The sequence below is a fragment of the Marinicrinis lubricantis genome, from assembly GCF_042658665.1.
Lineage (GTDB): Bacteria > Bacillota > Bacilli > Paenibacillales > KCTC-33676 > Marinicrinis > Marinicrinis lubricantis.
Genome location: NZ_JBHSQV010000184.1, coordinates 106,077 through 130,125, shown reverse-complemented (window position 1 = coordinate 130,125; position 24,049 = coordinate 106,077). Strand labels below are relative to the sequence as shown.

General features: G+C 46.2%; 23 protein-coding genes and 1 pseudogene. 15 read left to right on the top strand and 9 right to left on the bottom strand.

The window, feature by feature from the left end; translation table 11 throughout:
• From ACFPXP_RS20555 to ACFPXP_RS20540, 4 genes and pseudogenes are all read left to right on the top strand, one after another.
• A pseudogene (locus tag ACFPXP_RS20555) lies at positions 1-296 on the top strand (IS5/IS1182 family transposase); the annotation flags it as partial.
• Between the two features lie 340 nt (positions 297-636).
• On the top strand, positions 637-2,508 hold the full coding sequence (asnB, locus tag ACFPXP_RS20550) for an asparagine synthase (glutamine-hydrolyzing) (protein WP_379896294.1): 1,872 nt from the start codon (positions 637-639) through the stop codon (positions 2,506-2,508).
• A gap of 34 nt (positions 2,509-2,542) precedes the next feature.
• Positions 2,543-3,295, top strand: coding sequence for a Cof-type HAD-IIB family hydrolase (locus ACFPXP_RS20545; protein ID WP_379896293.1), 753 nt, complete (start codon positions 2,543-2,545; stop codon positions 3,293-3,295).
• A gap of 14 nt (positions 3,296-3,309) precedes the next feature.
• Positions 3,310-4,962: a putative polysaccharide biosynthesis protein gene (locus ACFPXP_RS20540; RefSeq protein WP_379896292.1), complete on the top strand. Its 1,653-nt coding sequence runs from the start codon at positions 3,310-3,312 to the stop codon at positions 4,960-4,962.
• On the opposite strand, the gene ACFPXP_RS20535 is transcribed toward ACFPXP_RS20540, so the two are convergent.
• The gene (locus tag ACFPXP_RS20535; RefSeq protein WP_379896291.1) at positions 4,959-6,215 is read right to left on the bottom strand and encodes a DUF2515 family protein; all 1,257 of its coding nucleotides are present in this window, start codon (positions 6,213-6,215) and stop codon (positions 4,959-4,961) included. The two genes, ACFPXP_RS20540 and ACFPXP_RS20535, sit on opposite strands and share 4 nt — an antisense overlap.
• 160 nt (positions 6,216-6,375) lie before the next feature.
• Between ACFPXP_RS20535 and ACFPXP_RS20530 the strand changes: the two genes are divergently transcribed.
• Together ACFPXP_RS20530 and ACFPXP_RS20525 are read left to right on the top strand one after the other, a co-directional pair.
• Positions 6,376-7,947 carry a copper amine oxidase N-terminal domain-containing protein gene (locus ACFPXP_RS20530; protein WP_379896290.1) on the top strand — a complete coding sequence of 524 codons (1,572 nt, stop codon included), beginning with the start codon at positions 6,376-6,378 and terminating at the stop codon, positions 7,945-7,947.
• Positions 7,948-7,996: 49 nt separating this feature from the next.
• On the top strand, positions 7,997-8,335 hold the full coding sequence (locus tag ACFPXP_RS20525) for a thioredoxin family protein (protein ID WP_379896289.1): 339 nt from the start codon (positions 7,997-7,999) through the stop codon (positions 8,333-8,335).
• Positions 8,336-8,574: 239 nt separating this feature from the next.
• On the opposite strand, the gene ACFPXP_RS20520 is transcribed toward ACFPXP_RS20525, so the two are convergent.
• Genes ACFPXP_RS20520 through ACFPXP_RS20510 form a run of 3 tightly spaced genes read right to left on the bottom strand, consistent with a single transcriptional unit; the run spans position 8,575 to position 11,203 of the window.
• On the bottom strand, positions 8,575-9,378 hold the full coding sequence (locus tag ACFPXP_RS20520) for an ABC transporter permease (protein ID WP_379896287.1): 804 nt from the start codon (positions 9,376-9,378) through the stop codon (positions 8,575-8,577).
• A gap of 3 nt (positions 9,379-9,381) precedes the next feature.
• The gene (locus tag ACFPXP_RS20515) at positions 9,382-10,158 is read right to left on the bottom strand and encodes an ABC transporter ATP-binding protein (RefSeq protein ID WP_379896286.1); all 777 of its coding nucleotides are present in this window, start codon (positions 10,156-10,158) and stop codon (positions 9,382-9,384) included.
• Between the two features lie 46 nt (positions 10,159-10,204).
• Positions 10,205-11,203: an ABC transporter substrate-binding protein gene (locus ACFPXP_RS20510; RefSeq protein WP_379896285.1), complete on the bottom strand. Its 999-nt coding sequence runs from the start codon at positions 11,201-11,203 to the stop codon at positions 10,205-10,207.
• A 327-nt stretch (positions 11,204-11,530) separates the two neighbouring features.
• Between ACFPXP_RS20510 and ACFPXP_RS20505 the strand changes: the two genes are divergently transcribed.
• The 4 genes from ACFPXP_RS20505 to ACFPXP_RS20490 all read left to right on the top strand — a co-directional run bounded on the left by ACFPXP_RS20505 (position 11,531) and on the right by ACFPXP_RS20490 (position 15,454).
• Positions 11,531-12,478, top strand: coding sequence for a COX15/CtaA family protein (locus tag ACFPXP_RS20505; protein WP_379896284.1), 948 nt, complete (start codon positions 11,531-11,533; stop codon positions 12,476-12,478).
• A gap of 187 nt (positions 12,479-12,665) precedes the next feature.
• Positions 12,666-13,346: a Cthe_2314 family HEPN domain-containing protein gene (locus ACFPXP_RS20500; protein WP_379896283.1), complete on the top strand. Its 681-nt coding sequence runs from the start codon at positions 12,666-12,668 to the stop codon at positions 13,344-13,346.
• Positions 13,347-13,393: 47 nt separating this feature from the next.
• Positions 13,394-14,173, top strand: coding sequence for an SDR family oxidoreductase (locus tag ACFPXP_RS20495; RefSeq protein ID WP_379896282.1), 780 nt, complete (start codon positions 13,394-13,396; stop codon positions 14,171-14,173).
• A 147-nt stretch (positions 14,174-14,320) separates the two neighbouring features.
• A complete protein-coding gene (locus tag ACFPXP_RS20490) occupies positions 14,321-15,454 on the top strand; it encodes a copper amine oxidase N-terminal domain-containing protein (protein ID WP_379896281.1) in 1,134 nt (377 codons plus the stop codon).
• A 64-nt stretch (positions 15,455-15,518) separates the two neighbouring features.
• On the opposite strand, the gene ACFPXP_RS20485 is transcribed toward ACFPXP_RS20490, so the two are convergent.
• Complete coding sequence (locus ACFPXP_RS20485) at positions 15,519-15,764, bottom strand: NifU family protein (protein WP_379896280.1); 246 nt, start codon at positions 15,762-15,764, stop codon at positions 15,519-15,521.
• 142 nt (positions 15,765-15,906) lie between these two features.
• On the opposite strand from ACFPXP_RS20485, the gene ACFPXP_RS20480 reads away from it, so the two are divergent.
• The gene (locus ACFPXP_RS20480) at positions 15,907-16,173 is read left to right on the top strand and encodes a YuzB family protein (protein WP_379896279.1); all 267 of its coding nucleotides are present in this window, start codon (positions 15,907-15,909) and stop codon (positions 16,171-16,173) included.
• A 210-nt stretch (positions 16,174-16,383) separates the two neighbouring features.
• Here the strand turns inward: ACFPXP_RS20480 and mqnE are convergent, their stop codons facing one another.
• Positions 16,384-17,484, bottom strand: a complete 1,101-nt coding sequence (gene mqnE, locus ACFPXP_RS20475) for an aminofutalosine synthase MqnE (RefSeq protein WP_379896278.1) — start codon at positions 17,482-17,484, stop codon at positions 16,384-16,386.
• A 354-nt stretch (positions 17,485-17,838) separates the two neighbouring features.
• On the opposite strand from mqnE, the gene ACFPXP_RS20470 reads away from it, so the two are divergent.
• On the top strand, positions 17,839-18,192 hold the full coding sequence (locus tag ACFPXP_RS20470) for a HesB/IscA family protein (protein ID WP_379896277.1): 354 nt from the start codon (positions 17,839-17,841) through the stop codon (positions 18,190-18,192).
• A gap of 36 nt (positions 18,193-18,228) precedes the next feature.
• Here the strand turns inward: ACFPXP_RS20470 and ACFPXP_RS20465 are convergent, their stop codons facing one another.
• A complete protein-coding gene (locus ACFPXP_RS20465; protein ID WP_379896276.1) occupies positions 18,229-19,023 on the bottom strand; it encodes a helix-turn-helix domain-containing protein in 795 nt (264 codons plus the stop codon).
• A gap of 333 nt (positions 19,024-19,356) precedes the next feature.
• On the opposite strand from ACFPXP_RS20465, the gene sda reads away from it, so the two are divergent.
• A complete protein-coding gene (gene sda / locus ACFPXP_RS20460; protein ID WP_379896275.1) occupies positions 19,357-19,515 on the top strand; it encodes a sporulation histidine kinase inhibitor Sda in 159 nt (52 codons plus the stop codon).
• 346 nt (positions 19,516-19,861) lie between these two features.
• Here the strand turns inward: sda and ACFPXP_RS20455 are convergent, their stop codons facing one another.
• Positions 19,862-20,860, bottom strand: coding sequence for an NAD(P)/FAD-dependent oxidoreductase (locus tag ACFPXP_RS20455; RefSeq protein WP_379896274.1), 999 nt, complete (start codon positions 20,858-20,860; stop codon positions 19,862-19,864).
• A 403-nt stretch (positions 20,861-21,263) separates the two neighbouring features.
• Between ACFPXP_RS20455 and ACFPXP_RS20450 the strand changes: the two genes are divergently transcribed.
• Both ACFPXP_RS20450 and ACFPXP_RS20445 read left to right on the top strand, forming a co-directional pair.
• Complete coding sequence (locus tag ACFPXP_RS20450; RefSeq protein WP_379896273.1) at positions 21,264-22,463, top strand: NAD(P)/FAD-dependent oxidoreductase; 1,200 nt, start codon at positions 21,264-21,266, stop codon at positions 22,461-22,463.
• A gap of 39 nt (positions 22,464-22,502) precedes the next feature.
• Positions 22,503-22,751: a hypothetical protein gene (locus ACFPXP_RS20445; RefSeq protein WP_379896272.1), complete on the top strand. Its 249-nt coding sequence runs from the start codon at positions 22,503-22,505 to the stop codon at positions 22,749-22,751.
• 139 nt (positions 22,752-22,890) lie between these two features.
• Here ACFPXP_RS20445 and ACFPXP_RS20440 read toward each other — a convergent pair whose 3' ends face one another.
• Positions 22,891-23,994 carry a hypothetical protein gene (locus ACFPXP_RS20440; protein ID WP_379896271.1) on the bottom strand — a complete coding sequence of 368 codons (1,104 nt, stop codon included), beginning with the start codon at positions 23,992-23,994 and terminating at the stop codon, positions 22,891-22,893.
• Between the last annotated feature and the right edge of the window lie 55 nt (positions 23,995-24,049).

Genomic DNA, 24,049 nt, shown 5'->3' with positions numbered 1-24,049 from the left:
GCTACACCTTCAAATATGCAACCATGGATGCTGGATATGATTTTGAATCGATCTACCAACAAGTTCGCCAAGCAAAAGCCCATGCCATCATCGCCTACAACCGACGACGTGAACCGGAAATGGTAGGTTTTGATGAGCACTTTGCTCCTACATGTGTACGAGAGCATCCCTACCGCTATGACAGCTATGATCCCAAGTATGAAACGCTCAAATATGTGCGACCAAAGGAATGCGAAAGTTGTCCAGTAGCCCATGATTCACTTTGCCAGAAGGTCTACAAAATGAAAATAACAACACTAAATTTGTAGTCGGGTTAGTCTACAGTTTTTTAGAACGATGCATTATGAAATTGATTCAGGTAGATGTTTAAACATGCTGAGCAGCCGAAAAAGGCTGCTTTTTCCTTTTTTATGGTATCAATAACTAACTTTAACAGAGCCTATATAAAAAAAGTGAAAAAAGCTCGTTTTCCAGCGTGCAAAGAAACAAGCAAATATGTTAGCTGCCGTTTTGACAATCCATTTGGTTTCACCGTGACACGTTCTTTATAAAAGCTTAGTTCAACTTGTGAATCGGGATGTGCTATAATTTGAGAATGATTGTTTTGAACCCATACGAGAAAGGATACGGAGCAGCATGTGCGGAATTACCGGAATGGTCCATTTCCATGGACAGCAGCCTGATATAGATGTGTTACAACAAATGATGGATCAAATAATTCACCGCGGGCCTGACGACGCAGGCACTTGGATTGGAGACGGAGCGGCGCTCGGCTTCCGCAGATTGTCGATTATCGACCTGGCAGAAGGCCACCAGCCGCTTTGCAACGAGGACGAGACGGTATGGATTTCGTTTAACGGTGAAATCTACAATTACAAGGCGCTGAGAGAAGAATTAATCGGCAAAGGCCATCAGTTCAAAACGCACAGCGATACAGAGGTCATCGTGCATCTGTATGAAGAGTACGGTACGGAATGTGTGAAACGATTAAGAGGGATGTTCGGCTTCACGATCTGGGATCGGAACAAGCAGCAGCTCTTTGGAGCGAGGGATCATTTCGGCATTAAGCCGTTTTATTATGTGCATGATGCGGATCGTTTTGTTTGGGGCTCGGAGATTAAGAGCATTCTGAAATCAGGCATCACGAGGAAGGTACGCACGGAATCGCTGCTGAACTATTTGACGTTTCAGTATGTGCCGGAGCCGGATACAATGTTCGAGCAGATTAAGAAGCTACCGCCTGCGCATACGGTGACGGTGACGACAGACGGTAAAGTGACCTTGAACAAATATTGGGATCCCATGTTCGAACCGGTGGATCGATCCTTTGGCGATTACATTGAAGAAATTCGGGAGAAGCTCAAGGATTCCGTAACGCATCACTTGGTCAGTGACGTGCAGCGCGGCTGCTTCTTATCCAGCGGCATTGACTCGACGGCCATTGCTGCGCTCATGCGGCAGGTGGAGCCGATTAAGACGTTCTCTGTCGGGTTCGAAGGACCGAACAATGAGACGATTATTGCGGCAGAAACGGCAAAAGCGATCGGCTCGGAGCATTATGCGAAGATCATCACGGAGCAGGATTATTTCGATACGCTGCCGCAGGCGGCATGGAATCAGGACGAGCCGGTCGCGGACCCTTCCGCCATCGCGCTGTATCATGTGGCGGAGCTGGCAAGGCGCCATGTGACGGTAGTGCTCTCCGGCGAAGGCTCGGACGAGCTGTTCGGCGGCTATCGCATTTATCGCGAACCGCTGGCGCTGCGGCCGCTCTCTTGGCTGCCGGGCATCATCAAGCGGATGGTTCACGGGATGGCGAAAGGACTGCCTTCCAGCATGTACGGCAGAAACTATTTGCTGCGTGCCACGACTGATCTGGAAAAGCGATTCCTCGGGAACGCCCGCATTTTTAACGAAGAGATGAAGGCGGAAGTGCTGCAGGTGGACCGCCAGCTGCTGTCGACCTACCGCAATCCGTGGGAGATCGCTCAGACGTTCTATGATCGCACGAAGCATCTCGATGCGGTTAGCCGCATGCAGTATATCGATTTGAACCTGTGGATGCCGGGCGATATTTTGATGAAGGCGGACAAAATGACGATGGCCCACTCGCTCGAGCTGCGTGTGCCGTTCCTTGATAAGGAACTGTTCGAGCTTGTTCGGAAAATCCCAGCGAAATATCGCATTTCGAAGGGGACGACGAAATATATTTTCCGCAAATCGATGGAAGGGATTATCCCTGATTTTATATTGAACCGGCCGAAGCTGGGCTTTCCGGTGCCGATGCGCGATTGGATGAAAGGACAGCGGGGTAATCAGGTTATGGACACGATCCTTTCCAGCGAGGCCAGCGCCTTTTTCCATAAAGGCTCTGTGGAGAACTTGCTGAAGGAGCATCGGGACGGCTCGGCGGATCATGCCCGAAAGCTATGGACCTTGTATATGTTCGCTTTATGGCATGAGACATACATGGGAACGCAGCCTGCGCTTCAAACCTCTGCAGTCTAGCAGTTCCTCAAATATACAGAAAGCGGGTGGAGTGATGACGCGAAACTATAAGCTGCTGGCGTTAGATATGGATGGTACGCTGCTGGACGATCATCAAGAAATCAGCGAAACGAACCAGCACTGGCTCCGAATGGCTAGAGAGGCTGGTGTAACGGTCTGTATTTCAACCGGGAGAGGCATGCACAGTTTGAGGCCGTACGTGGAACAGTTACAATTAACGTCGCCGCTGGTGACCGTCAACGGAAGCGAGGTATGGGAGAATCCTTCCCGTGTCATGAGCCGTCATACGATGAAGCTGGAATGGATTATGGAGCTGAGGGAGCTCGCTTTGTCGCACGACGTTTGGTACTGGGCGTATTCGACGGAAGGCGTCTTCAACAAGGAAACGTGGTACCCGGGCGATCCTGCGTCTGTAGAGTGGCTGAAATTCGGCTATTACATTGAGGATCTGGATGTTTTGAAGGCTGTTAAGGATACCGTAAGTGCGAAGGGAATTTATGAGATTACGAATTCTCATCCGAACAATTTAGAACTGAATCCTCCCGGTGTGAGCAAGGCGAGCGGGCTGCGGCAAGTATGCGAATTGTTGGGTATCGGCATGGATCAGGTCATTGCGGTTGGAGACAGCTTGAATGATCTGTCGATGATCGAGGAAGCGGGTCTCGGCATTGCGATGGGCAACGCCCAGGAAGCCGTAAAGGAACGTGCGGACGATGTGACCTTAACGAATGCCCAGGATGGAGTGGCTCATGTGGTGCGGAAATATATCGCCGCGGAAACTATGTAAATGAGGGGAACACATTGGCGAAGGATTCATTAATTAAAGGAACCGTAATATTAGCGGCGGCCGCATTGGTCGCCCGTTTTCTTGGACTCATTCAACGCATTCCTCTGCAAAATATGTTAGGTGATGAAGGATCTTCACCTTATGGCGTAGCATATAACGTTTATTTTATGCTGTTGATCGTGGCTACGGCCGGCATTCCAAGTGCGCTCAGCAAGATGGTGTCGGAGAAGCTGGCGCTGGAGCAGGTCGGAGAGGCAAGGCGTATTTACCGTGCAGCCGTTATGTTCGCGGTGACCGCAGGGGTTGTCATCACGGCGGTGCTCATGATCGGGGCACCGTTCTATGCCGAGCACATCGCGAATAATCCAGAATCTGCGCTGTCCATCCAGGCTCTTGCTCCAGCGATGCTGCTGTTCCCGCTCATTGCGATGATGCGGGGCTATTTTCAAGGCCATCAGCAGATGATGCCGGGCGGATTATCGCAAATTTTCGAGCAGATTTTAAGAGTCGCAACGGCAGTCTTGCTGGCCTTCGTCATTTTGCGATTAGGCTACAGCAAGGAATGGGCAGCTGCCGGAGCTTCGTTCGGCGGCGTGGCCGGAGCGGTCGGCGCATTCGTGGTGATGCTGTATTACCAGAGAAAGCTGAACAAGGAAGAGAAGGCGATGGTTGCTGCACGTGCCAAGAGTGAATCGACGTCCGGTTCCGCAGCTCCTATGCCTTTTAAGGAAATTTACAGAGCGATCTTCAAGCTGTCGGTTCCGATCAGCTTGATCTCGATGGCTGTACCGCTCGTTTATTTTATTGATTCATCGATCGTGATCCGGCTGCTGAAGGGAAGCATCGGCCTAACGGAAGCGACGGAAGCACTGGGTGTGCTGACGATGCGGGCGCAGTCGATTGCCGGTATTCCGCCCATCGTAGCGATTGCGCTCAGCACCTCGATCGTGCCAGTCGTTTCTGCTGCGTATGCGAAGAAGGATCAGCTCGAAGTTAATCACAAAGCCTCTCAAGCGCTTCGGATTTCCATCATCAGCGGACTCCCTATTGTTATCGCAATGGGGGTCGCCGCAAGACCGCTGAATGGTCTTCTGTTCCAGGATTTGAATGGAACGGGCATTATTTTTTGGATGATTATCGGCTCAATCTTCCAAATTATGATGATGACCTCGGCTTCGATCCTTATGGGACTCGGTCAAACGAGGGCACCGATGTGGAATGTGTTTGTCGGCATTATCGTGAAGCTGGCAGGAAGCTTCCTGCTTGCGCCGTTCTTCGGCATGAACGGAATCATTTGGTCGACGACCCTGTGCTTCCTTGTAACGATGATTCTCAATCTTCAGGTTCTGAAAAAAACAGTAAATTACCGGGTGCTGGGCAAACGTTGGAAAGGATATATTCTGACGACAATGTTGATTACAGCTGCCGGCTTTGGAGTGGAGTGGCTCACCCATGAATGGCTGCATACCGGCATACGCAAGCTCGATTATTTGCTTGCCGGAGGAATTACGGGCGGAATGACGCTGCTGCTGTATCCTGTGCTACTGGGCATGTTCCGTGCGCTGACACTGGAAGATATTCAAATGCTCCCTGGGAAAATCCGCAGGCGTATTGAACCGCTGGCGGCAAAATGGCTGCCAAAAGAAAAAGCGATGGAGCAAAACTAGCTCCATCCCAGCCACTGTCCTGCTAAGACGGCGGCTTCCAGCTTTTCCATGCCCCATATCGCTTCTTGTTCCATATCGACATGTTTGGGCGGTCGGATGTCCTTGAGATATCCGATCGCCTTTTCGTTTTGGAACCAATCTTTGCGATCCGGATCACGCAAGCTTTGTTCTTTCCAAGCCGCTTCCAAACGCGGGCTAAAGATGGGGGGAGCGCCTTTCCTCAGTCGGCCATTTTCTAACTTGGCCTTATAATTGAATGCGGGCGGGGACCGGCGGATGCTGCTGAACAGCTGCGGCCAATAATCTTGGCGCGAGCCGGTATGGGGATGTGCACCCGCAAAGCCCAGCACGCCGCTGAGCATGTCTTTTTTACGGAAAAGAATGGCATATAAGTCTTTCCCAAAATGAATGCGCTCATCAAGACTGGAAAAGTCCTCGATAATAAGCCCCGACAAGCGATAAGGCACAGTTGGATCGGAAGAATGAGCCGGGAATAAAATTTGATTGAGCTGCAGCAGGGATTGGAGCTGGAACGCCGGCGATTCAACGACATGCGATGTGAAGTAGGGATCACGGACGACTCGATCCTCGATATAATGCTGTTCATTAATGATGAGGGCGACGGAGAGCAGCTCCGACTCTCCGGAATGCATAAATCGCTCCCAGATCGGGAGCATGAAACGGGAAACATGAAATCGGCCGATAAGCGGCATGAGATTTTTGTTTCTTCTTTTACTTTCTCGATACAAAGCAAGCTGCGGATATGCATCCTGAAAAATATACGCATTCGCGTGCTCTAAAAATAAAAAAAGATCTTTTCGCTCTTGTTCTCCCAACAAGCGGGGCAGCCATTCACCTTGCAGATCGGTCATACTCCATCCGCCGTTTCGCGACACCATATGGGCCAGCAGCGCCCAATGGATCTCAGGGAACTCATCATATATTCGTTTGTATGCCGCCGTACGCGTTACATTGTTGCGGTTAAGCTCAGCTGTCTCCTGCTGGATTTTAGCGATCAATGCGATCATTTCCGAGCTTGGCATTAGGGGAATATGTGGGTTCAGATCGTTTCCGTTGTGATGGCTTTCGAGTGTTCGCCTAAGCTCCTTCTCAAGCTCCTTCCAGCTTCTCTGAGTCATCAGGGGGATTGCCTTTTGATGGTCTTCATTCCACCATTCCAACATATGCATAGGTAAATGAAGGACTGCTTTCGATAACACGGACCACCAAGAACGCTCCTTTACACGAACCATAGTTCCTCCTCTTCATGCAGCTTGCTGAATCTAACTTGAGAAATCGTCCTGTCATGATGCATCGTATGAGATTCAGGATGTCCACTATGCACCTCGAATATGAGACCGGAGATAGAGAGGAGAAGAAGATTCAAGAATCACGAAAGCGAGGGGAATGAAAATGGGCCTCAAAGTAAAAAGCCGATGGGTGAAAAAGTCTTTGCTGTGGATCAGCGGCGTATTGTCCGCGGCAATCGTTTTGACTGGCTGTGAGCAGATAGCTGGTGTAGATATTGAGAAATGGATGGTGCAAAATTCAGCGCTGGGCAGCTATGAAGCAAAAGGCAGTATATCGCTGAGGCTGGAGACGTCGGAATCGGCAAGCTTGAATGATGAACAGAGAGAGGTTGTGGACTTATTCAACGGCATGGAGCTGCGGTTCAATCATATTGCGATGGAGAACCCCTATGAGATATCGATGAACGGCGAGTGGGTGTCGGGCAGCTTAAGCATGCCTATCACTATGTCAGCCGATCAGGATGGGATGGCGTTAAATCTGGACGGTATATCCAAGCCGATCTACATCAGTACATCCCTGCCTGATGAAATTCCAGCGGAGATCGGGGCGATACAACAGCAGTTTCAATCGGAATATGCCGAACTCATGCGTCTCGTCAGCGCTTTTGCCTTTAAGCATTTGCCCAATCCGCCAGAAATCAAGCTTTCTCATGTCACCGAGAAAATTCAAGGGCAAGATGTGAATCTGACCCATGTTCATGCTGTCGTGAAAGGCAGTGATCTACTGCCGATATTAACGGCATTTATTCATAAGGTGGCAGAAGATGAAGCCGGGCTCAAGCAGTTGATCAGTGAGCTTTATGATGTTTTGTCACCGGTCATTGAAGGAATGATGACTATGAATGACCCGGGTGCAGTGAATTCGATGCCGGATAAATCGGTTCTCGTTGAAATGCTTTATACTGCCATTCAAGCAGAACTGCCTGCTCTGCTGGAGCAGTGGGATAGCTGGATGAAGCAGGCAGATCAGGATGAGACGCTGCAGACACTTTTGCAGGATGACAGCTACGTATCGGTCGATTTGTATTTCGATACCCACGGATATGTACGTAAGCAATTGTTTGATATCACCCTTGCACCGAAGCTGGAAGCGGAATTCAGTTCGATTCAGTCTATTCAGATCACCGGAGAAATGGAATATTGGAATGTAGACAAACCCGTGGAAGCGAGTAAGCTGGATGTAAGCGATGCCCTGCGGTTCGAGGGGCCGCTGCAGCCTTCTGCAGCGGATTTCTTCAGGAACGTGGATCCAGATTCGGTCCTTTACGAATTGGCATCGATGTTTGATCTAAATCGGACAGAGCTGTTCCTCATGCCATTTTCGGCAAAAGATAAAGAAATGGCTGCAGAGTGGGATGAACCTTTTGTCGAATTTGGCATCACCTATGTGCCGGTTCGTTATGTCGCCGAACATTTGGGGGCGGATGTAAGCTGGGACCGTGTGAATCAGCAGGTGACGATAATCGATTCATTGACGAATAAGGAAATTATTCTTAAGATAAATAGTAACCATGCATGGATCGATGGCAATATGACCGCTCTGCCTGCAGATACGGGGCTGCATTTGGTTGGGAATAAGATTTATGTTCCGATCAAATGGCTTGTTCACGAACTTGGCGGCCAAGTGGAATGGCAGCAGCAGGCGGATATTGTCATCGTGGAAAGAGTATATTAAGTGTGCTCGGAGTGCGTGTGTCAGCTGCTAAAATAAGAGGTGAAAAACAATGGAAAAAATCACATCAGACGCACAATACAGAGAGCTGATTGCCGGAGAAAAGCCTACCGTCGTTGTATTTAAGGCGACATGGTGCAAGGACTGTCATTTTATTGATCCGTTTATGCCGGAAGTCGTAGAGGCGTATTCTGATCGTTTGAATTTCTATGAAGTCGACCGGGATGAGCTTCCGGATCTTTGCTTCGAATTGAATATACTGGGGATTCCAAGCTTTGTAGCATTCAAGCAAGGCAATGAGCTTATTCGTTTTGTGAGCAAGCTGAGAAAAACCCGCGCCGAAATCGAAGAATTTCTGGATCGAGTCGTAGCCGTCGCGGCAGCGGTATAAGGTGCAATCTGTTGTTTATAAGTCAATTTGAAAGAAGGACATTGCATATTTTGGGCAGTATGACGAATATGCTATGTCTTTTTTTCATTCCATCTCCTTTATTTCCACTTTATTACTAATTGTATTATAGCAAATCAAAATTGTTGTTTTTATGGGGAAATGGATTGTTAAAAAATAGAGTCTGGCCTTTATTAGAATGAAGACCAGACCTTTACTCTTCTATTTATGATGGCATGAACTCATCTGCCCCCGGTTACGCGCTTCTCCCAGTAAGCCACGGCTTGGTACATTCCCGTTGCGATGATCGCAATAACGAACAAGCTGCCCAGCACTAAGGTGAAGTTGAATACCTGGAAGCCGTATATAATCAAATAGCCTAATCCTTGCTTGGATACAAGAAATTCACCGACGATGACGCCGATCCAGGCCAGCCCCACATTTACTTTTAACGCAGAGACGATAGAGGGGATGGAAGCGGGGAGAATGACCTTCTGGAATACTTTGTTTTTTTGTCCGCCGAATATAGTAATCACCTTAATGTAATTCGGATCGACTTCTTTGAAGCTCGAATAGACGACCAGTGTTGTAATAATGACGGTAATGGCTAGTGTCATCCCGATAATAGATAGCATATTCGGTCCAAGTCCGACGATAAACAGCGGTCCCAGCGCTACCTTGGGCATGGAATTGAATACGACAATGAACGGATCTAATACTTTGGATAGAAAAGGGGACCACCAGATGAGTGTAGCGAGCGCTGTACCCAGCAGCGTACCAAGTACAAATCCGATGATGGTTTCACCTACGGTATACGCCGTGTGCATGAATAGAGACCCCTCCGCCGCTTGTTCCCATAACAGAGCGACAATTTTGCTCGGATAGCTGAACAGCAGCACGTCGACCCATTTCAAGCGTCCGGCGACTTCCCATAAACCAAAGAAAAGGGCGAGAATGAGCAGCTGCGTCGTAAATACCCATCCTTTTTCCTTTCGCAGCTGCTTTTTATAAGCGTCGTGAACTTGCTCGGTCAGCTTCGTATTCACATCTCACCCCTCCTTATCCATCGCTTCGAATTCCTGCCACACTTCCCGAAACAGCTCGTGGAATCCTGTCGCCTCCCTGGCTTCGAACGGCAGCGCGTTTCGGATGGGGTCAGGTACGACGAATTCCTTGCGAATTCTTCCGGGATTTTTTCCAAGCATAATCACTCTGTCGCTCATTGCAATGGCTTCGGATATATCGTGCGTGACTAAGATTGCGGTTTTTTTATGGTTCTTTATCGTTTGAAGAATGAGATCTTCAAGCTGCAGCTTCGTTTGGTAATCGAGCGCCGAAAAAGGTTCGTCGAGCAGGAGCACATCCGGGCGGGTCGCCATCGTTCGTACCAGCGCAACCCTCTGTCTCATACCGCCTGACAGCTGGTGAGGATACAGGTCTCGTGCTTTGCTTAAGTTCATTTCTTCTAACAAGTGGGACACATATTGTTCGTGTTCAGGACGAAGCTGCTTTCGAAGCTCTAACCCAATAATGGCGTTGCTCCAAATCGTTCGCCACGGGTAGAGATAATCCTGCTGAAGCATGTAACCGATCTTCGGGTGTGGACCTTTCACCGGCTTTCCTTCAATTTGTACGGTTCCTTCGGTCGGTTGAATCAACCCGGCAATAATGGACAGCAGTGTCGTCTTTCCGCAGCCGCTCGGTCCAACCAGGCTGATGAATTCACCGTCGCGGACTTGCAGATGAATATTCTGCACTGCGAGTGATGCTTCCCTTTCCGTAACATAGACGTGAGAAACGTGGTTCATACTGACTACGTGCTGCATGCGGATCCCCCCTTGGCTAGTATTAAACTGACGCCGGGCTCCTCTATTATTTCATCGCTTCTTCCGCGAACGAATTATTGACTAATGTGCCGTGCTCGACTCTCTCCGGTAATTCTCCAGCCTCTTCCATAATATCCTGTAAATTGTTCCATTCTTCTTCATCGATGGTAGGATCTGTGGCAAAGCTGCCTTGTTCTTTGTAGCGCTGAATAACGGCAGTTACGGTATCTTGGTCGGCATCTTCGAAGTATGGCATCACAAGCTCCGTAATTTCTTCCACCTCATGCTCTTGAATCCATTGCTGCGCTTTATATACTGCATTGGTAAACTTTTGAACGACTTCCGGATCGTCTTCGATCATGCTCTGCTTTGTCATAAACACGGTATAGGGAAGATGCCCGCTTTCTGTCCCGAAGGAAGCGACGATGTGACCACGATTTTCCTGTTCAAAAATGGTCGCCTGCGGTTCAAATAACTGAACAAAGTCGCCGGTTCCAGAAGCGAATGCGGAAGGAATATTAGCAAACTCGACGTTTTGAATGAGCTCCAAATCACTGTGCGGGTCGATTCCGTTTTTCTTCAGCGTAAATTCGCCGGCCATTTGCGGCATGCCGCCTTTACGCTGCCCTAAAAACGTAGAGCCCTTCAACATATCCCAGCTGAAGTTCTCGATCGGTTCGCGCGATACGAGGAACGTCCCGTCGGTTTGGGTCAATTGGGCAAAGTTGATCACCGGATCTTCAGCTTCCTGGAGATACACATAGATCGACGTTTCAGAGCCGACAAGAGCTACATCGATGCTTCCGGTCAGAAGAGCAGTCATCGTTTTGTCGCCGCCAAAAGTGGTGGTCAGCTCAATGTTGAGTCCTTCTTCTTCAAAAAAACCTTTTTCAATCGCTACATATTGCGGTGCGTAAAATAAGGAACGCGTCACTTCTCCGATTCGAATTTTTTGTGTTTGATCCTCTTTTGAATTGCTGCATGCAGTAAGGAAGATGGATACGCAGAAGAGAACGGCGAGTGCGGCTGTAAACCATCTTTTCATTTCAACCCCTCCTATTCGAAAGCCGTTTTTTACATTCGTGACCTGGCATATGCTTGACGATGGAATGGGACGCATATACCTGCCATTTACCTTTAACGGTTCGAAAAATGTGTTTGTTTCTTATCGTATGCAAAGCTTTAGGCAAGGGTGCTTGTCACCCTTATGACACCCACATGACATAACATTGTAACAGTTCAAATTGGAATTGGACTGTTTTTCTGGATATAATGAAGTAGTATTCATAGGATGGTTTTATCAGGTCATCATAGGACCATCCGTCTATCGTGACTCTTATTATTCAATATCCAAGTTAAGAAGGTGACATCTATGCTTAAATGGACCAAAAGACTGGCGTTGGTCACCTGTATCGGTATGTTTATCATTGTGATGGCTGGCGCCGTGGTGACGCAGACGGAATCCGGCGAAGGCTGCGGAACGGATTGGCCGCTTTGTCACGGAAAATTTATTCCGGCGTACTCCATTCCTTCCATCATTGAATATAATCACCGGTTGGTAACCAGCATTGGAGGCTTATTGGTGCTGGGCACATTCATTGCCGTCATGAAGCATGTGAAGCGCAAAGAGGCCAAGCTGTATGCGTCGGCAGCATTGTTTTTCACCATTCTGCAGGCCGCATTAGGTGCTCTGGCTGTTATATATCCAACCTCCCCGCTTGTCATGGCGCTGCATTTCGGATTTTCGCTGCTCGGCTTTGCAAGTACGCTGCTTCTTGTATTGGTGCTGAGGAAGGCACATCTGCCGGATCATCCTAGCGGGTGGGGGGAGGCAACGGAGGGCAGTCCGAAAGTGTCTCGCGGCTTTATGTGGATGGTTTGGCTGACGCTGATCTACACGTATGTTGTCGTATACTTAGGTGCGTACGTACGGCATATGGATGCGGCTGCAGGCTGCGGAAGAGATTGGCCGCTGTGCAACGGGGAAGTGATCCCTTCTCTAGAAGGAATTCAAGGGGTTGCATTCATTCACCGTTTAGGGGCACTGCTATTGTTCTTATTGGTTGCATGGGTGGCTCATATCGGCTACCGGCGGTATCATTTACTGAAGGAAGTAAGGACAGGCTCTATAGCCATCATTGTTCTAACGGTTGCTCAAGTGCTAAGCGGAGCGTTGGTCGTTTTCAGCCTGAATGATGAGAACCTGTATTTATTTACAAGCCTGCTGCATTCGTTCATTATTCTGTTCCTATTCTCTATATTGTGTTATTTAAGCATCATAACCTGGCTGCTCAGGGAAGGCCGAGACGAACAGCAGTGATTTGGATTAGCGGCATACAATGAATCGAACAAAACGGCGCCTACCTTAGATACGAATAGTAGGAGCGCACCACAGGAGCCGAGGGGCTCCTTTTCTCATTTGACGGGGGAGCAGTCAGGTTTTTGTGAATTGAGACCATAATAGGGTATGATAGATGATGATCCGTTTTAAAAAAGGGGGAGTGCCGATGCTGAGGAAACTTTTTAATGAACCAAGAAGAAAGGACGCCGGTTCGCTGCAAAAAGCACATGATGCGATCACGGACTATATACGTCTGATGGATCAGCGGAAATCGGACGATTATAAGCTCAACTTTTGGGCGAAGGGATTTTTAGACAGCTTGAATGAGCTTGAGCAAAGTGTTTACTGCAGCCAAAAATACGCTGCGCTGATACATAAAACGATTGAGGAACAAATGAATGCCGAGGAGCTTGAGCAGTATCATCTGTTCTTATACTTTTACAAAAACGCTTTTATCCGGGTCTTTTCGATATTAGACAAGCTGGGATATTTCATCAACGAACTGCTGAGTGTGCGAACGGAAAAAATAAAGCCGAAATTTTCTTATTATACAGTGCTTAGAGTGATGCATGAAAAGCAAATTCATCCGCAGTTTGAACAGAAATTGTTTGATTTAAAGGTGAAGTACAAGGAACCGATGCATCGTCTGCGGCAAAAGCGGAATATCGAAATTCATTATATGAATGTCGAGCTTGTCGATGATCTCTACGCATCAGGCAGAACGCATTCGACAGATAATTCCATCGAAAACCCTGCTTTGATAATGAAGGATTTACAGCAGGCCTATGAAATGGTCATTCAATCGGTTGAAATCGTTTTTCAATATGCGAAGCGTATGCTAACATAATAGATGGAAACTGACCTTGCAGTGTTCATTTGGAGGGGAGCATTACCATGGGGTTGCAGCAAAAGGTTGCCCTAATTACTGGGGGAGCTCGGGGATTGGGGAAGATGACCGCTTTCGCATTGGCTCAAGCCGGCTGCAGCGTAGCGGTAAGCTATGTGAACAGTAAACAGGAAGCCGATCAGCTGGTAGATCAGCTGAAGGAGTTCGGTGTGAGGTCCGCTGCGTATCGCGGAGACATCACAAAAAGTGAAGATATACAGCACATCGTGGAGCAGACGGTCCATGAATTGGGCGACATCGATATATTAATCAATAACGCAGGCCCGTTCGTTCGTGAACGAAAGCTGTTTGCAGATTATACAGCGGAAGAAATTCGCTATTTGTTGTCTGGCAATCTTCTGGGCGTCATGGAATTGGATCACCTGGTTCTGCCCGCTATGAGAAAGAAAGGCTGGGGACGTATTATTCATTTCGGCTTCAGTCATGCGGCAGAAGCAAGGGGATGGCCGCATCGGGCGGTGTACGCCGCATCTAAGGTCGGACTGGTTTCTTTTACGAAGACGCTGGCGGTAGAAGAAGCCCAGTTTGGCATAACGGTCAATATGGTATGTCCGGGAGACATCCGGGGCGATAATAAGGAAAAGTGGATACATGAGGTGAAAAGCATCCCAGATATGGAATCCCCGCGTGGGAGGCCAGGTGCCGGAGAGGATGTAGCCCGTGCCATTTTGTTTTTATGTGAGGACAAATCTGACTTTATTACCGGTAATATGCTGGATGTTTCCGGCGGTCTAGACCCTATACGTACACTGCCTATAAGATCATGATGGGGAAGCAGCCTGACAAGAGAAACGGAAGGGCTGCTTTTTCATATATGTTTGATGTGATGATTTTCGCAACATGCTTGCATGCATATTCGTCTATATGATTGGAAAGGTTGGATGATTTGCCATATCAAAAGGAGAGAAGCACCCATGAAAAAATGGATAATGGCTCTGCTTGCCGCAGGAATGTTATTTCCGAACGGTCAAGCGGATGCGGAAACGGGACAAGTACATTTTTATTTAAATAATGAAAAGCAATTGCTGCAGCAAGCTCCATATGTGTTGGATGGCAGAGTATATGTACCGCTGCGGGAGATAGGAAATAAGCTGGATGCCAGAACCGTATGGGATGGGGAGAATAAAACCGTATATATGTGGAGCCCGGACTCTTCTTTAGAATGGACCTTAGGAAGCGAAAATATGATGGTGAATGGGCAAAGCATAAAAACGGATGCTGCACCAATGATAAGGAACCAATCGATCTATGTTCCGATCCGTTTTATTTCGGATGCTTTCGGCGCCCCAATTTCTTGGGATAGCTCAAGCTATGCCGTGACATTGAACCAGGAGCCGAATCGTTATTACAGTACGGAATTATCGAAGGCGAAAATTTGGCTTGATCCTGCATTGCAAAAGCTGTATATTTCCGAAGGTAAAAATCCGACAGCTGTCATTGAGCAACTTCAAATGGACAGCACGGAATGGCTCAGTATGGAGGCGGCTGTCATTGACGATACCTCCTACCTTATCACGATTCAATCGGTGACGGGGGAACCGCATCTTCATACTTACCAATATCGCTATCTCGTTAGCGAAGGAGAACTGCGGCATCATACACAGATCGATTATTATGGTTTTAAGTCGACTGTGAATCGATCCGTATTTGATGGCAAAGCGGTGATGCTGGATAGTACGACACTTGAAATTGTAAATACGTCGGGTAACGTCGAGCACAGCTACCCGCTGCAGGAGTATACCGGTATGGAGGGGCCATTCATCGTAGAGCAGGTATATGAAGATTATTTGCTTGTCCGTCCCTATCGGTTGGACGCTTTAGTTCTAATCGATTTGGAAAATAAACGAGCGACAACGCTGTATGAAGCTCTGCTAAGCGAAGAAGAGCAATCTTATTTGGAAGAGCGTTATTCGGATGGCGAAGGCATTATGTTCGACTATCCCGGCGATCAGATTCGCTTTGTGAAGCGGGAAGGGGATACATTCCACTTTACGTATAAAGGTTTGTTCGACAATAAGGAATATAATGTAGAATATGAAGTCCAGTAAAAGATCCATCAACAAATGAACAACAAAAGCCTCTGGCTATGCCAGAGGCTTATTGTTTGTCATATTAGAATACTTGTTCAACTTCCGTAATACCTTCAACCTCTTCAATGAGAGCTCTTTCGATACCGGCTTTGAGCGTAATGGTGGAGCTTGGGCAGCTGCCGCATGCACCCATTAATTTTAGCTTAACGACTCCATCCTCTACATCAACCAACTCGCAGTCGCCGCCGTCGCGCTGCAAGAAGGGACGCAGCTTATCTAAAACCTCCAGTACTTCATCATACTGAGTTTTTTGTGCTTGTTCACTCATTTGATTCAACTCCTTCCTTCCATTATTATAGTACAATAAGCCGTAAAAGAAAATGGCAACCTGAATGAAAAGGTGATGAACAATTTTAGGAAGCCCTAATTCATCCATTATATACACAGATCAAATAGAAAGGTGAAGCGGGATGAGACCGATCATTGAATTTTGCACCAATAATATGCATCATGGGACCGATGAAGTGATGGACAAGCTGGAGGAAAATCCTGATTACGATGTGATTGAGTACGGCTGTCTGAATAACTGCGGACAATGCGTAATGGAGCCGTTTGCGCTGGTTAATGGGAAAATCATAGATGCCAAGACGATCGATGAATTATATACCAAAATATTAAAGGCGATTGAAGACGAAGAGGGAGAGGACCCGTTCGCCTTCCTTGATGATTTGGATTAATCAAAGCTTTAGTATCGGGATCGGATCAAGTAGTCAGCAAAAAAAGAAAAAGGAGCGAGGATTCGTGGCAATCTAACCATGAACCTCACTCTTTTTCGCTAAATAAAGGTGTTAAGGTGTTACACACACCCACCCTGGATCGTATGAACTTAAAACTACGAGCCCACAAGACGCCATCTGGCGTTTTTCTTTTTTTTAACCGCGTCCAGCTTAATATACTTTGATTTCATTGTAGAAGGTGTCGCGCTCGACAGGAATGCGGTCAGCACCTTTAACCAGCCATACGAGCTCATCGCGAGTTAAGCCTTCCTGCGTCAGCGCACCGGCTGCGTGACTGATTCTTTCCTTGACCATCGTTCCGTGTATATCGGAGGCGCCGAATGTAAGCGCCACTTGTGTCAGCTGAGTTCCGATATTGATGAAATACGCTTTAATATGCTGGAAGTTATCCAGCATCAGACGGCTGATGGCGATCGTCTTCAAATCCTCGAATGCAGAATTTCTGCGTTTAATTCCAGCATTTTTGCTTTTTGGTTGTACAGCCAGCGGGATAAAGACCATGAAACCGTTCGTGTCATCCTGCAATTCACGAAGATAGATCATATGCTGCAGGCGTTCCTCATACGTCTCAATCGAACCGTACAGCATCGTGGCATGGGTACGGATACCGATCTCATGGGCGGTACGGTGCACTTCAAGCCATTGCTCTGTCGTTGCTTTGTTGACACTCATTTTTTTACGATAGCGCTCGGACAAAATTTCTGCGCCTCCGCCGGTCAAGCTGCCCAATCCGGCTTCTTTAAGACGAAGGAGCACTTCTTTGATGCTGAGACCGCTCAGTCTTGAGAAGAATTCAATTTCTGCTGCCGTATACGATTTAATCGTTACTTCCGGAAAACGCTTCTTGAGCGCGCGGATCGAATCCACATAATATTCAAAAGGAACCGTAGGGTTATGTCCACCGGTAATATGAAATTCTCTTACGCCTGGATGATAATGCTGTTCCGCGAATGCAATCACTTCATCCGGAGTATTCGTGTAAGCACCCTCGTCACCCGGGTTTCGCTTAAAGTTGCAGAATGCGCAGGAAGCCTCACAGACGTTCGTAAAATATAAGGTCATATTCTCAATGAAGTAGACTTTTTTCTCATTTTTGCGCATGTTGACTTCGTTCGCCAATTGGCCTATCGTCAGCAAATCTTGACTTTCATATAAAAACAGGCCGTCTTCCATGCTCAGTCTTTCTCCAGCGAAGACTTTTTCCTTAATCGTATTCATTTGTTTGTCCGGACTGTTTAAAATGATGGACATGTTGAATATTTCCTCCTTATGAGAACCAACGGAAAACAAGTTGGATCTAAAATGATGGTTGAAGCTGCGCGGAAGGATGACCTTGCATTGTAATAAAGGATTTTGATGTAAGCCCAACTATGTAACTTTTTGCACAAGCAAAAGCATAGGCTGACAATTTGAAGTGCTTTTGTTTATTATAAACCTATTATTTCAGTAGGAGCAATAAATGTAAATGGTAGATTTAGTGGCAAAAGGCAGGAGTTCCTGTATTCGTACTACTTGAGTAACGGCCTGATTGTTGTGTATACTTAATATATACGCTGCTCAACGTATGAACATGTCGTTAGGTTATGAGCAAAGGAGGAATACAATATGATGACCATTACAGAAAGTGCGGTAGACCAAATTAAAGATATGCTGGCGGCTCAGGAGTCATCGAATCTGTTCTTAAGAGTCGGTGTGAAGGAAGGCGGCTGCAGCGGTTTTTCATATGGAATGGGTTTTGATGATGAGGTGAACAGCGAGGATGAGACGCTGGAAGTAAACGGACTAAAGGTCGTCGTTGACCCTTACAGCGCCCGGTTTTTGAACGGAGTCATTATTGATTTTAAACAATCCGATGTCGGCGGTGGATTTACGATTGATAATCCGAATGCCATCGCCACCTGCGGCTGCGGAAGCTCCTTTAGAACAGCGAAAGAGGCAGGAAAACCAGGAGATTGCTAATATGATCAAGACCGCCTTGGCGGTCTTTTTTTTTGATTATCGAACCTTCGAAGGGCTTTTGCCCCGGAACTTTTTGTACTGCCGGCTGAAGAAATATACATCCTTATATCCGAGCGCTTCAGCAACCTCCGACACGTTCATCCCTGCATAATAGAGCAGATGCTCCGCCCTTTCAATCCGAGATTCGATGATAAACTGCTGAAGCGGCTTCCCGATAATTTCCTTAAATTTGATGGAGAAATATCTGGGAGAGAGCTGAGCTCTGGCAGCCAATTCCTCAAGCTTATGCCATTTCGCAGGATTCTGAATAATGAAGTTGGCTGCTTCCTGAATCACTTCGTTAAGATGTCGGCTCGTTGAATTGAGTTCTTTCGGCTGCGCCTGATCAAATCGAATCAGATGAATCATGAGCTGCTTAATAATTAACTGAGCTTCAATATCAGCAGCGAACTCATCATTTAATCGAACCCTTACAAAGCGAGTGAGCAGCATTTCGAAATCTTTGGTATCCTGCAGCACGCGATATTGATCTGGAATCCTGGACGGCTTCTCCGATGGATGGATATTAAAATGGATATAAGTGATTGTGAGCGGGCGCTGAGGATTGTGAGTCGCACTCGTATGATCTCCAGGACGAAATAAGAAACAGCTGCCTCTTTGGACGGAATAGACTTTATCGTTAACAATGACCTCGCCTTCTCCTTCCCAAACGTAAAATAAGTCGAAATTTGGGATGGGCTTTTCTCTTTTCGCCCATTTCCAGGAAGGCTCGCAACTGATTTTGGCGTATGATTGGGTTAATAGAATTGAAGTCGCAGGGGTTTCTATCATGTGGCTAACTCCTATTCATACTACAATTTTAAATATATTTTCATATAATTAACGCAGAAATGCAAATGAAGAGAAAAAGAATGTCAAATAACGAATAATATTCAATCTGAAGTTATTCATTATATTTTTTTATAGGGAAATGGAAAGAAATAGATGTGAACAACTTTATCCACATCACTCACATTAGAGAATAGACACAATACGACAGTTATGAACAATCCACCCACAGGATATCCACATCAAGGTGTGGGTAATCATCAAGTTGTTTGTAATTTCGTATCGTGATAAGATGATAACACTTCAATAAATATCAATTTTTTGGGTGATCTAAAAATGAAGTTACTAAGTAATGAAGCATTAGTGGAGACATACGTCAAAGCCGTCGATCTGAATTTGGAACGCGATTTTATTGATTTGCTGTTTCAGGAAATTAAACGAAGAAAACTGAATGTGACAGGAAGAAAGCATGCTAATCTTCATTTGACCTCATGAAGGATTGTTCATCAACTGCCGCATGATATGTACCTTTGCAAACCGGGCAAAATGCAATATGAATACACCGATGATGCTCGGCATCTCCAGCAATTCCATTCGTCAATTTATACTCATCAATGGGCCGGTAAGGAGAATACGGTCCGTAAAAATCATGAAAACGGCCAAAATCCTCTGTTTTTTGCTGACAGCTTGGACACGTAAAATCCAAATCCCTAAAACCGTTGCATACAGGACAAACAAAAGACATAAGGGTATCCCTCCAATTATGGATTCGGAATACCCTTATTTTTTACTCTTTGTAGAGTTTACATTCACTTTAGGAGACAATTGATTCGCCTATGGATTAAAATTTCATATTGCTGCTATGGCCTGGAGACAGTTTCGCTTCAGGATCAAAATACACTTTGGCATTATTAATCGCAGTCGGAGCCTCTCCGAAACCGACAGCAATGAGCTTCAGTTTGCCTGGATATGTCGTGATATCACCAGCTGCAAAGATGCCCGGAATATTGGTTTCCATTCGTGAATCAACAACGATGGAGCCCTTCTCAATTTCTAATCCCCATTCCGAAATAGGACCTAGGGAAGAAACAAAGCCATAATTGACGATTAAATCATCGACATCGACCACGAGTTGTTCGCCGGTCTTGGTATGCTTTAATATCACTTCCTCAATTGCATCTTGTCCGTTCAAGCCTTCGATTTCATATGGAGTTAAAACTTCAACCTTTGATTTCATCAAGTTTTCTACACTATGCTCATGAGCCCGGAATTTATCCCGGCGATGGACTAAGGTGACTTTTTCGGCAATCGGCTCCAGCATTAAAGCCCAGTCGACAGCAGAGTCCCCGCCGCCGCAAATGAGAACGCGTTTACCGGCATATTGCTGTAAATCTTGTACGAAATAACGAAGATTCGTCTTCTCATATTTGGCAGCATCCTCTATTTCGAGACGGCGCGGCTCGAAGGCTCCGACACCTGCTGTAATAATGACAGATTTGCATCGGTGAATGCCTTTATCGGTCTTTACTTCAAAGAGACGCTCTTCTTTCTTCTCAACATGAGTTACTTTCTCTTCCAGGCAAATCTCCGTAGGAAAATGTTCCATTTGCTGAATCAAATTTTGCACCAGATCCTGTGCTTTTACTTTAGGAAATCCGGCGACGTCATAAATGTACTTTTCTGGATATAATGCTGCTAATTGGCCGCCAAGCTGCGGCATACTCTCTATAATTTTGACACTTGCTTGTCTCATTCCGCCATAGAAAGCAGCGAAAAGACCAGCCGGCCCCCCGCCAATTACGATAATGTCCACGACTTCCTGTTGGTTTGTTTGTGACATGGTTCCACCTCCGCGGTTCTTTATGTATCCATCCTTATTATAACGATTTGCATAGCGGAATGGAAACGACAGGAGAAGCCGCTAGATAGCTTAAAAAGGGGTTGATATTTTGAGCCCGTCATAATATTATTGCATGAGACTTTACATAGAGAGAGTGTCTCATATAGAGAGAGAAAAAGTGAATCCATTTCATAACTGACCATAACATTGGATTTATACCTACATTTGATATACAGCTTTGATGAAAACAGCTAAAGTATAATGAAAATGGATTCGAGTATGTATCATTTTACAAATGTGTGTGTCATCTTTCACAAATATGGCTGCGGCACATGCTTTTCACGGGTACATCAAATATACTTAAAGAGACCACAACTATATACAGGAATGGAAGGGATTTTGGATGAGCAACCGCATACCCCGTATTTTAATTCTTGGAGCTGGTTACGGTGGAATTATTACTGCACAAAAGCTGCAAAAGCAGTTGAATTATAATGAGGCAGACGTAACATTAGTAAGCAAGCATGAATATCACTATGTCACAACCCATTTGCATATGCCTGCTGCGGGTACCGATGATCCGCAAAATGCGAAAGTCAATATATTAAAACTGATTGACGAATTTAAAATTGATTTCGTGAAGTCAACGGTTCAGCAAATTCGGCCGCAGGAGAAGAAAGTGATTCTCGAGGATGGAACGCTGTCGTACGATTATTTAGTCATTGCGATGGGCGGCCAACCGGAGACCTTCGGCATTCCGGGGATGAAGGAAAATGCGTTCTTCATTCGCAGCCTGAATGCGGTGAATATGATCAGAGCACACATCGAATATCAATTTGCTAAATACAAAATGGAGCCGCATCGTCAGGAGTATCTTACGTTCGTCGTGGGCGGTGCAGGTTTTACAGGAATCGAATTTGTCGGTGAGCTGGCAGACCGGATTCCGGTGCTCTGCCGACGTTATGATGTCGATCCGAAGCTCGTAAAAATCTATAATGTTGAAGCGGCACCGACTGCGCTGCCTGGCTTTGATCCAGAATTGGTTCAGTACGGAGTCAAAGTTCTTGAGAATAAAGGTGTACAGTTCAAAATCGGCATTGCCGTAAAAGAATGCCATCCGGATCACGTTGTGCTGGCAGACGGTGAAGTGATTAAGACGAGAACAGTGGTTTGGACGGGAGGCATTCGCGGCAATCAAATGATCGAAGATGCTGGCTTTGAAGTCATGAGAGGCCGCGTGAAGGTCGATGAACATTTGCGAGTATCTGGTAATGACAACGTATATGTCATTGGAGATAATGCATTGGTTTTCAATGAAGAGAATCGTCCATATCCTCCTACCGCACAAATCGCTATGCAGATGGGGATCAATTGCGCACATAATCTCGTTGCTTCCATTCGCGGCGGTCAATTAAAGCCATTCCAACCTCAAATAAAAGGAACGGTGGCTTCGCTTGGCAAAGGCTCAGCGATTGGGGTAGTAGGTAAGAGGAAACTGAAGGGCTGGACCGCTGTTCAAATGAAGAAAATCATTGATAATCGTTGGTTGTTTACGATAGGCGGAATATCGCTCGTTTTAAGAAAAGGCCGTTTCTTCAGCTAACTTTGCGCCGATGCTGTTCGCAGCAGGGAGGAAAAGCACATGAGACATTGCAGTGTACAGGTAAGAGGTTTGTTGACCCGAAGTGAATTGGATCGTTACAATGCATTGATGGAGGTCGGCAAATATCTGGAAGAGCAGCAGCGTTATGATCTGTCAAATATCGTACAGCAGGAAGTCGATATCCTGATTCAGCCAGCCATCGAACGTTTAAAGGAAAAGAGCAGGCAGCGTGATCGAATGACCGAGGAATATTTGCGTTCCATGGATATAGAGGAAGATGAACAATAGTCCTAATTTTTTTACTGAGAGAAAAGAGGCCGCTTATCGAGAGCGGCCTCTTTTTCATATCTTGCTAGGAAAATAAATAAGCCGGTCAATGATGACCGGCTTATGCGTATTACGGGGAATTTTCAAGATAAGCAATGACTTAGTTGGATTCCTCGAAGCTGTTAATGATCTCATCGAAGAGCGGTTTTTGCGCGTCGAAAGTGCTGGCCATCGTCCAAGTCAGGGCTTGATAAAAGTGGTCTTGACCTTCAATAATCGCGACTACATAGCCGAGCTTCACGCCTTCAACTTCACCATTTAAATCAAATTTAATTGCTTTGTTTCCATTGATGGTCGTTTCTTCGTTGTTGACCATATCAAGTCCAGCAAAGTTGGCTTCGATCAAACCGTAGTAATCTTCAAGCTCAAAACCGTCACCAAAATCTGCTTTTGGTTCTTTCAGTACAATGAGATAACCATTTTTGCTTTGGTATTGCAGATCAGCTTCCGGGCTGAGGAATTCATTTTCCTGCCAAGTATCTGGAATGCTCATCACAATGCCGTTTTTATCAACGGTTTCCAATGTGTAGTCTTCATCTGCTGGAACGGTACTTTCATCATAATCTAATGCGACAAAGCTGCTTGCGATGTTTTTGAATTCTTCTTCATGGTTGCCATAGTTGCTTCCTGTAGACCAGCTAACCACCTGATGGAAGTCTCTGTCGGTTTCGATGATTGTGATCAAGTAGCCAATGTCTACGCCTTGCACTGTACCGTTAAGATTGAATTGTACAGCTGGATGACCGTCAATGGTCATGTCGGCAACATCGGATTGTTCGCTGTTTTGAGCTACAGCTGTCATCTGCTGTGTAATAAGATCAGCATACGTCGCAAGATCTAATTCTCCGCCAATATCTGTTTTGGCTTCGCTGATGACCATAATATATTTCTCATCTCTCATATTGGCAGCTTCAAGAGTAGACAAAGCGTTTTGCTTTTGTTCTACAAGGTTCCAGTCATCTGGAAGCGTCACTTCTGCTTTCCCGTCTTCCGTAGAGTGTACATTGCCTTCGATTACCGGCTCTTCATCAACTGGCTCTTCTTCAACGGGTTCTTGATTTTCAGTGGAATTTTCTTCATTCGTTACTGTATTTTCTTGATTACTCGAGGTGTTCTTCTTGCTGTCTTCATTGTTATTGCTTGAACAACCGATGACGGCAGTCGCCAACGTTAATGCAAGCAAAGTCATCCATATTTTTTTCATTAGGGTCCTACTCTCCTCTTTCTGTGTTAGTCCTTGGGAATAAAGGTAAAATATA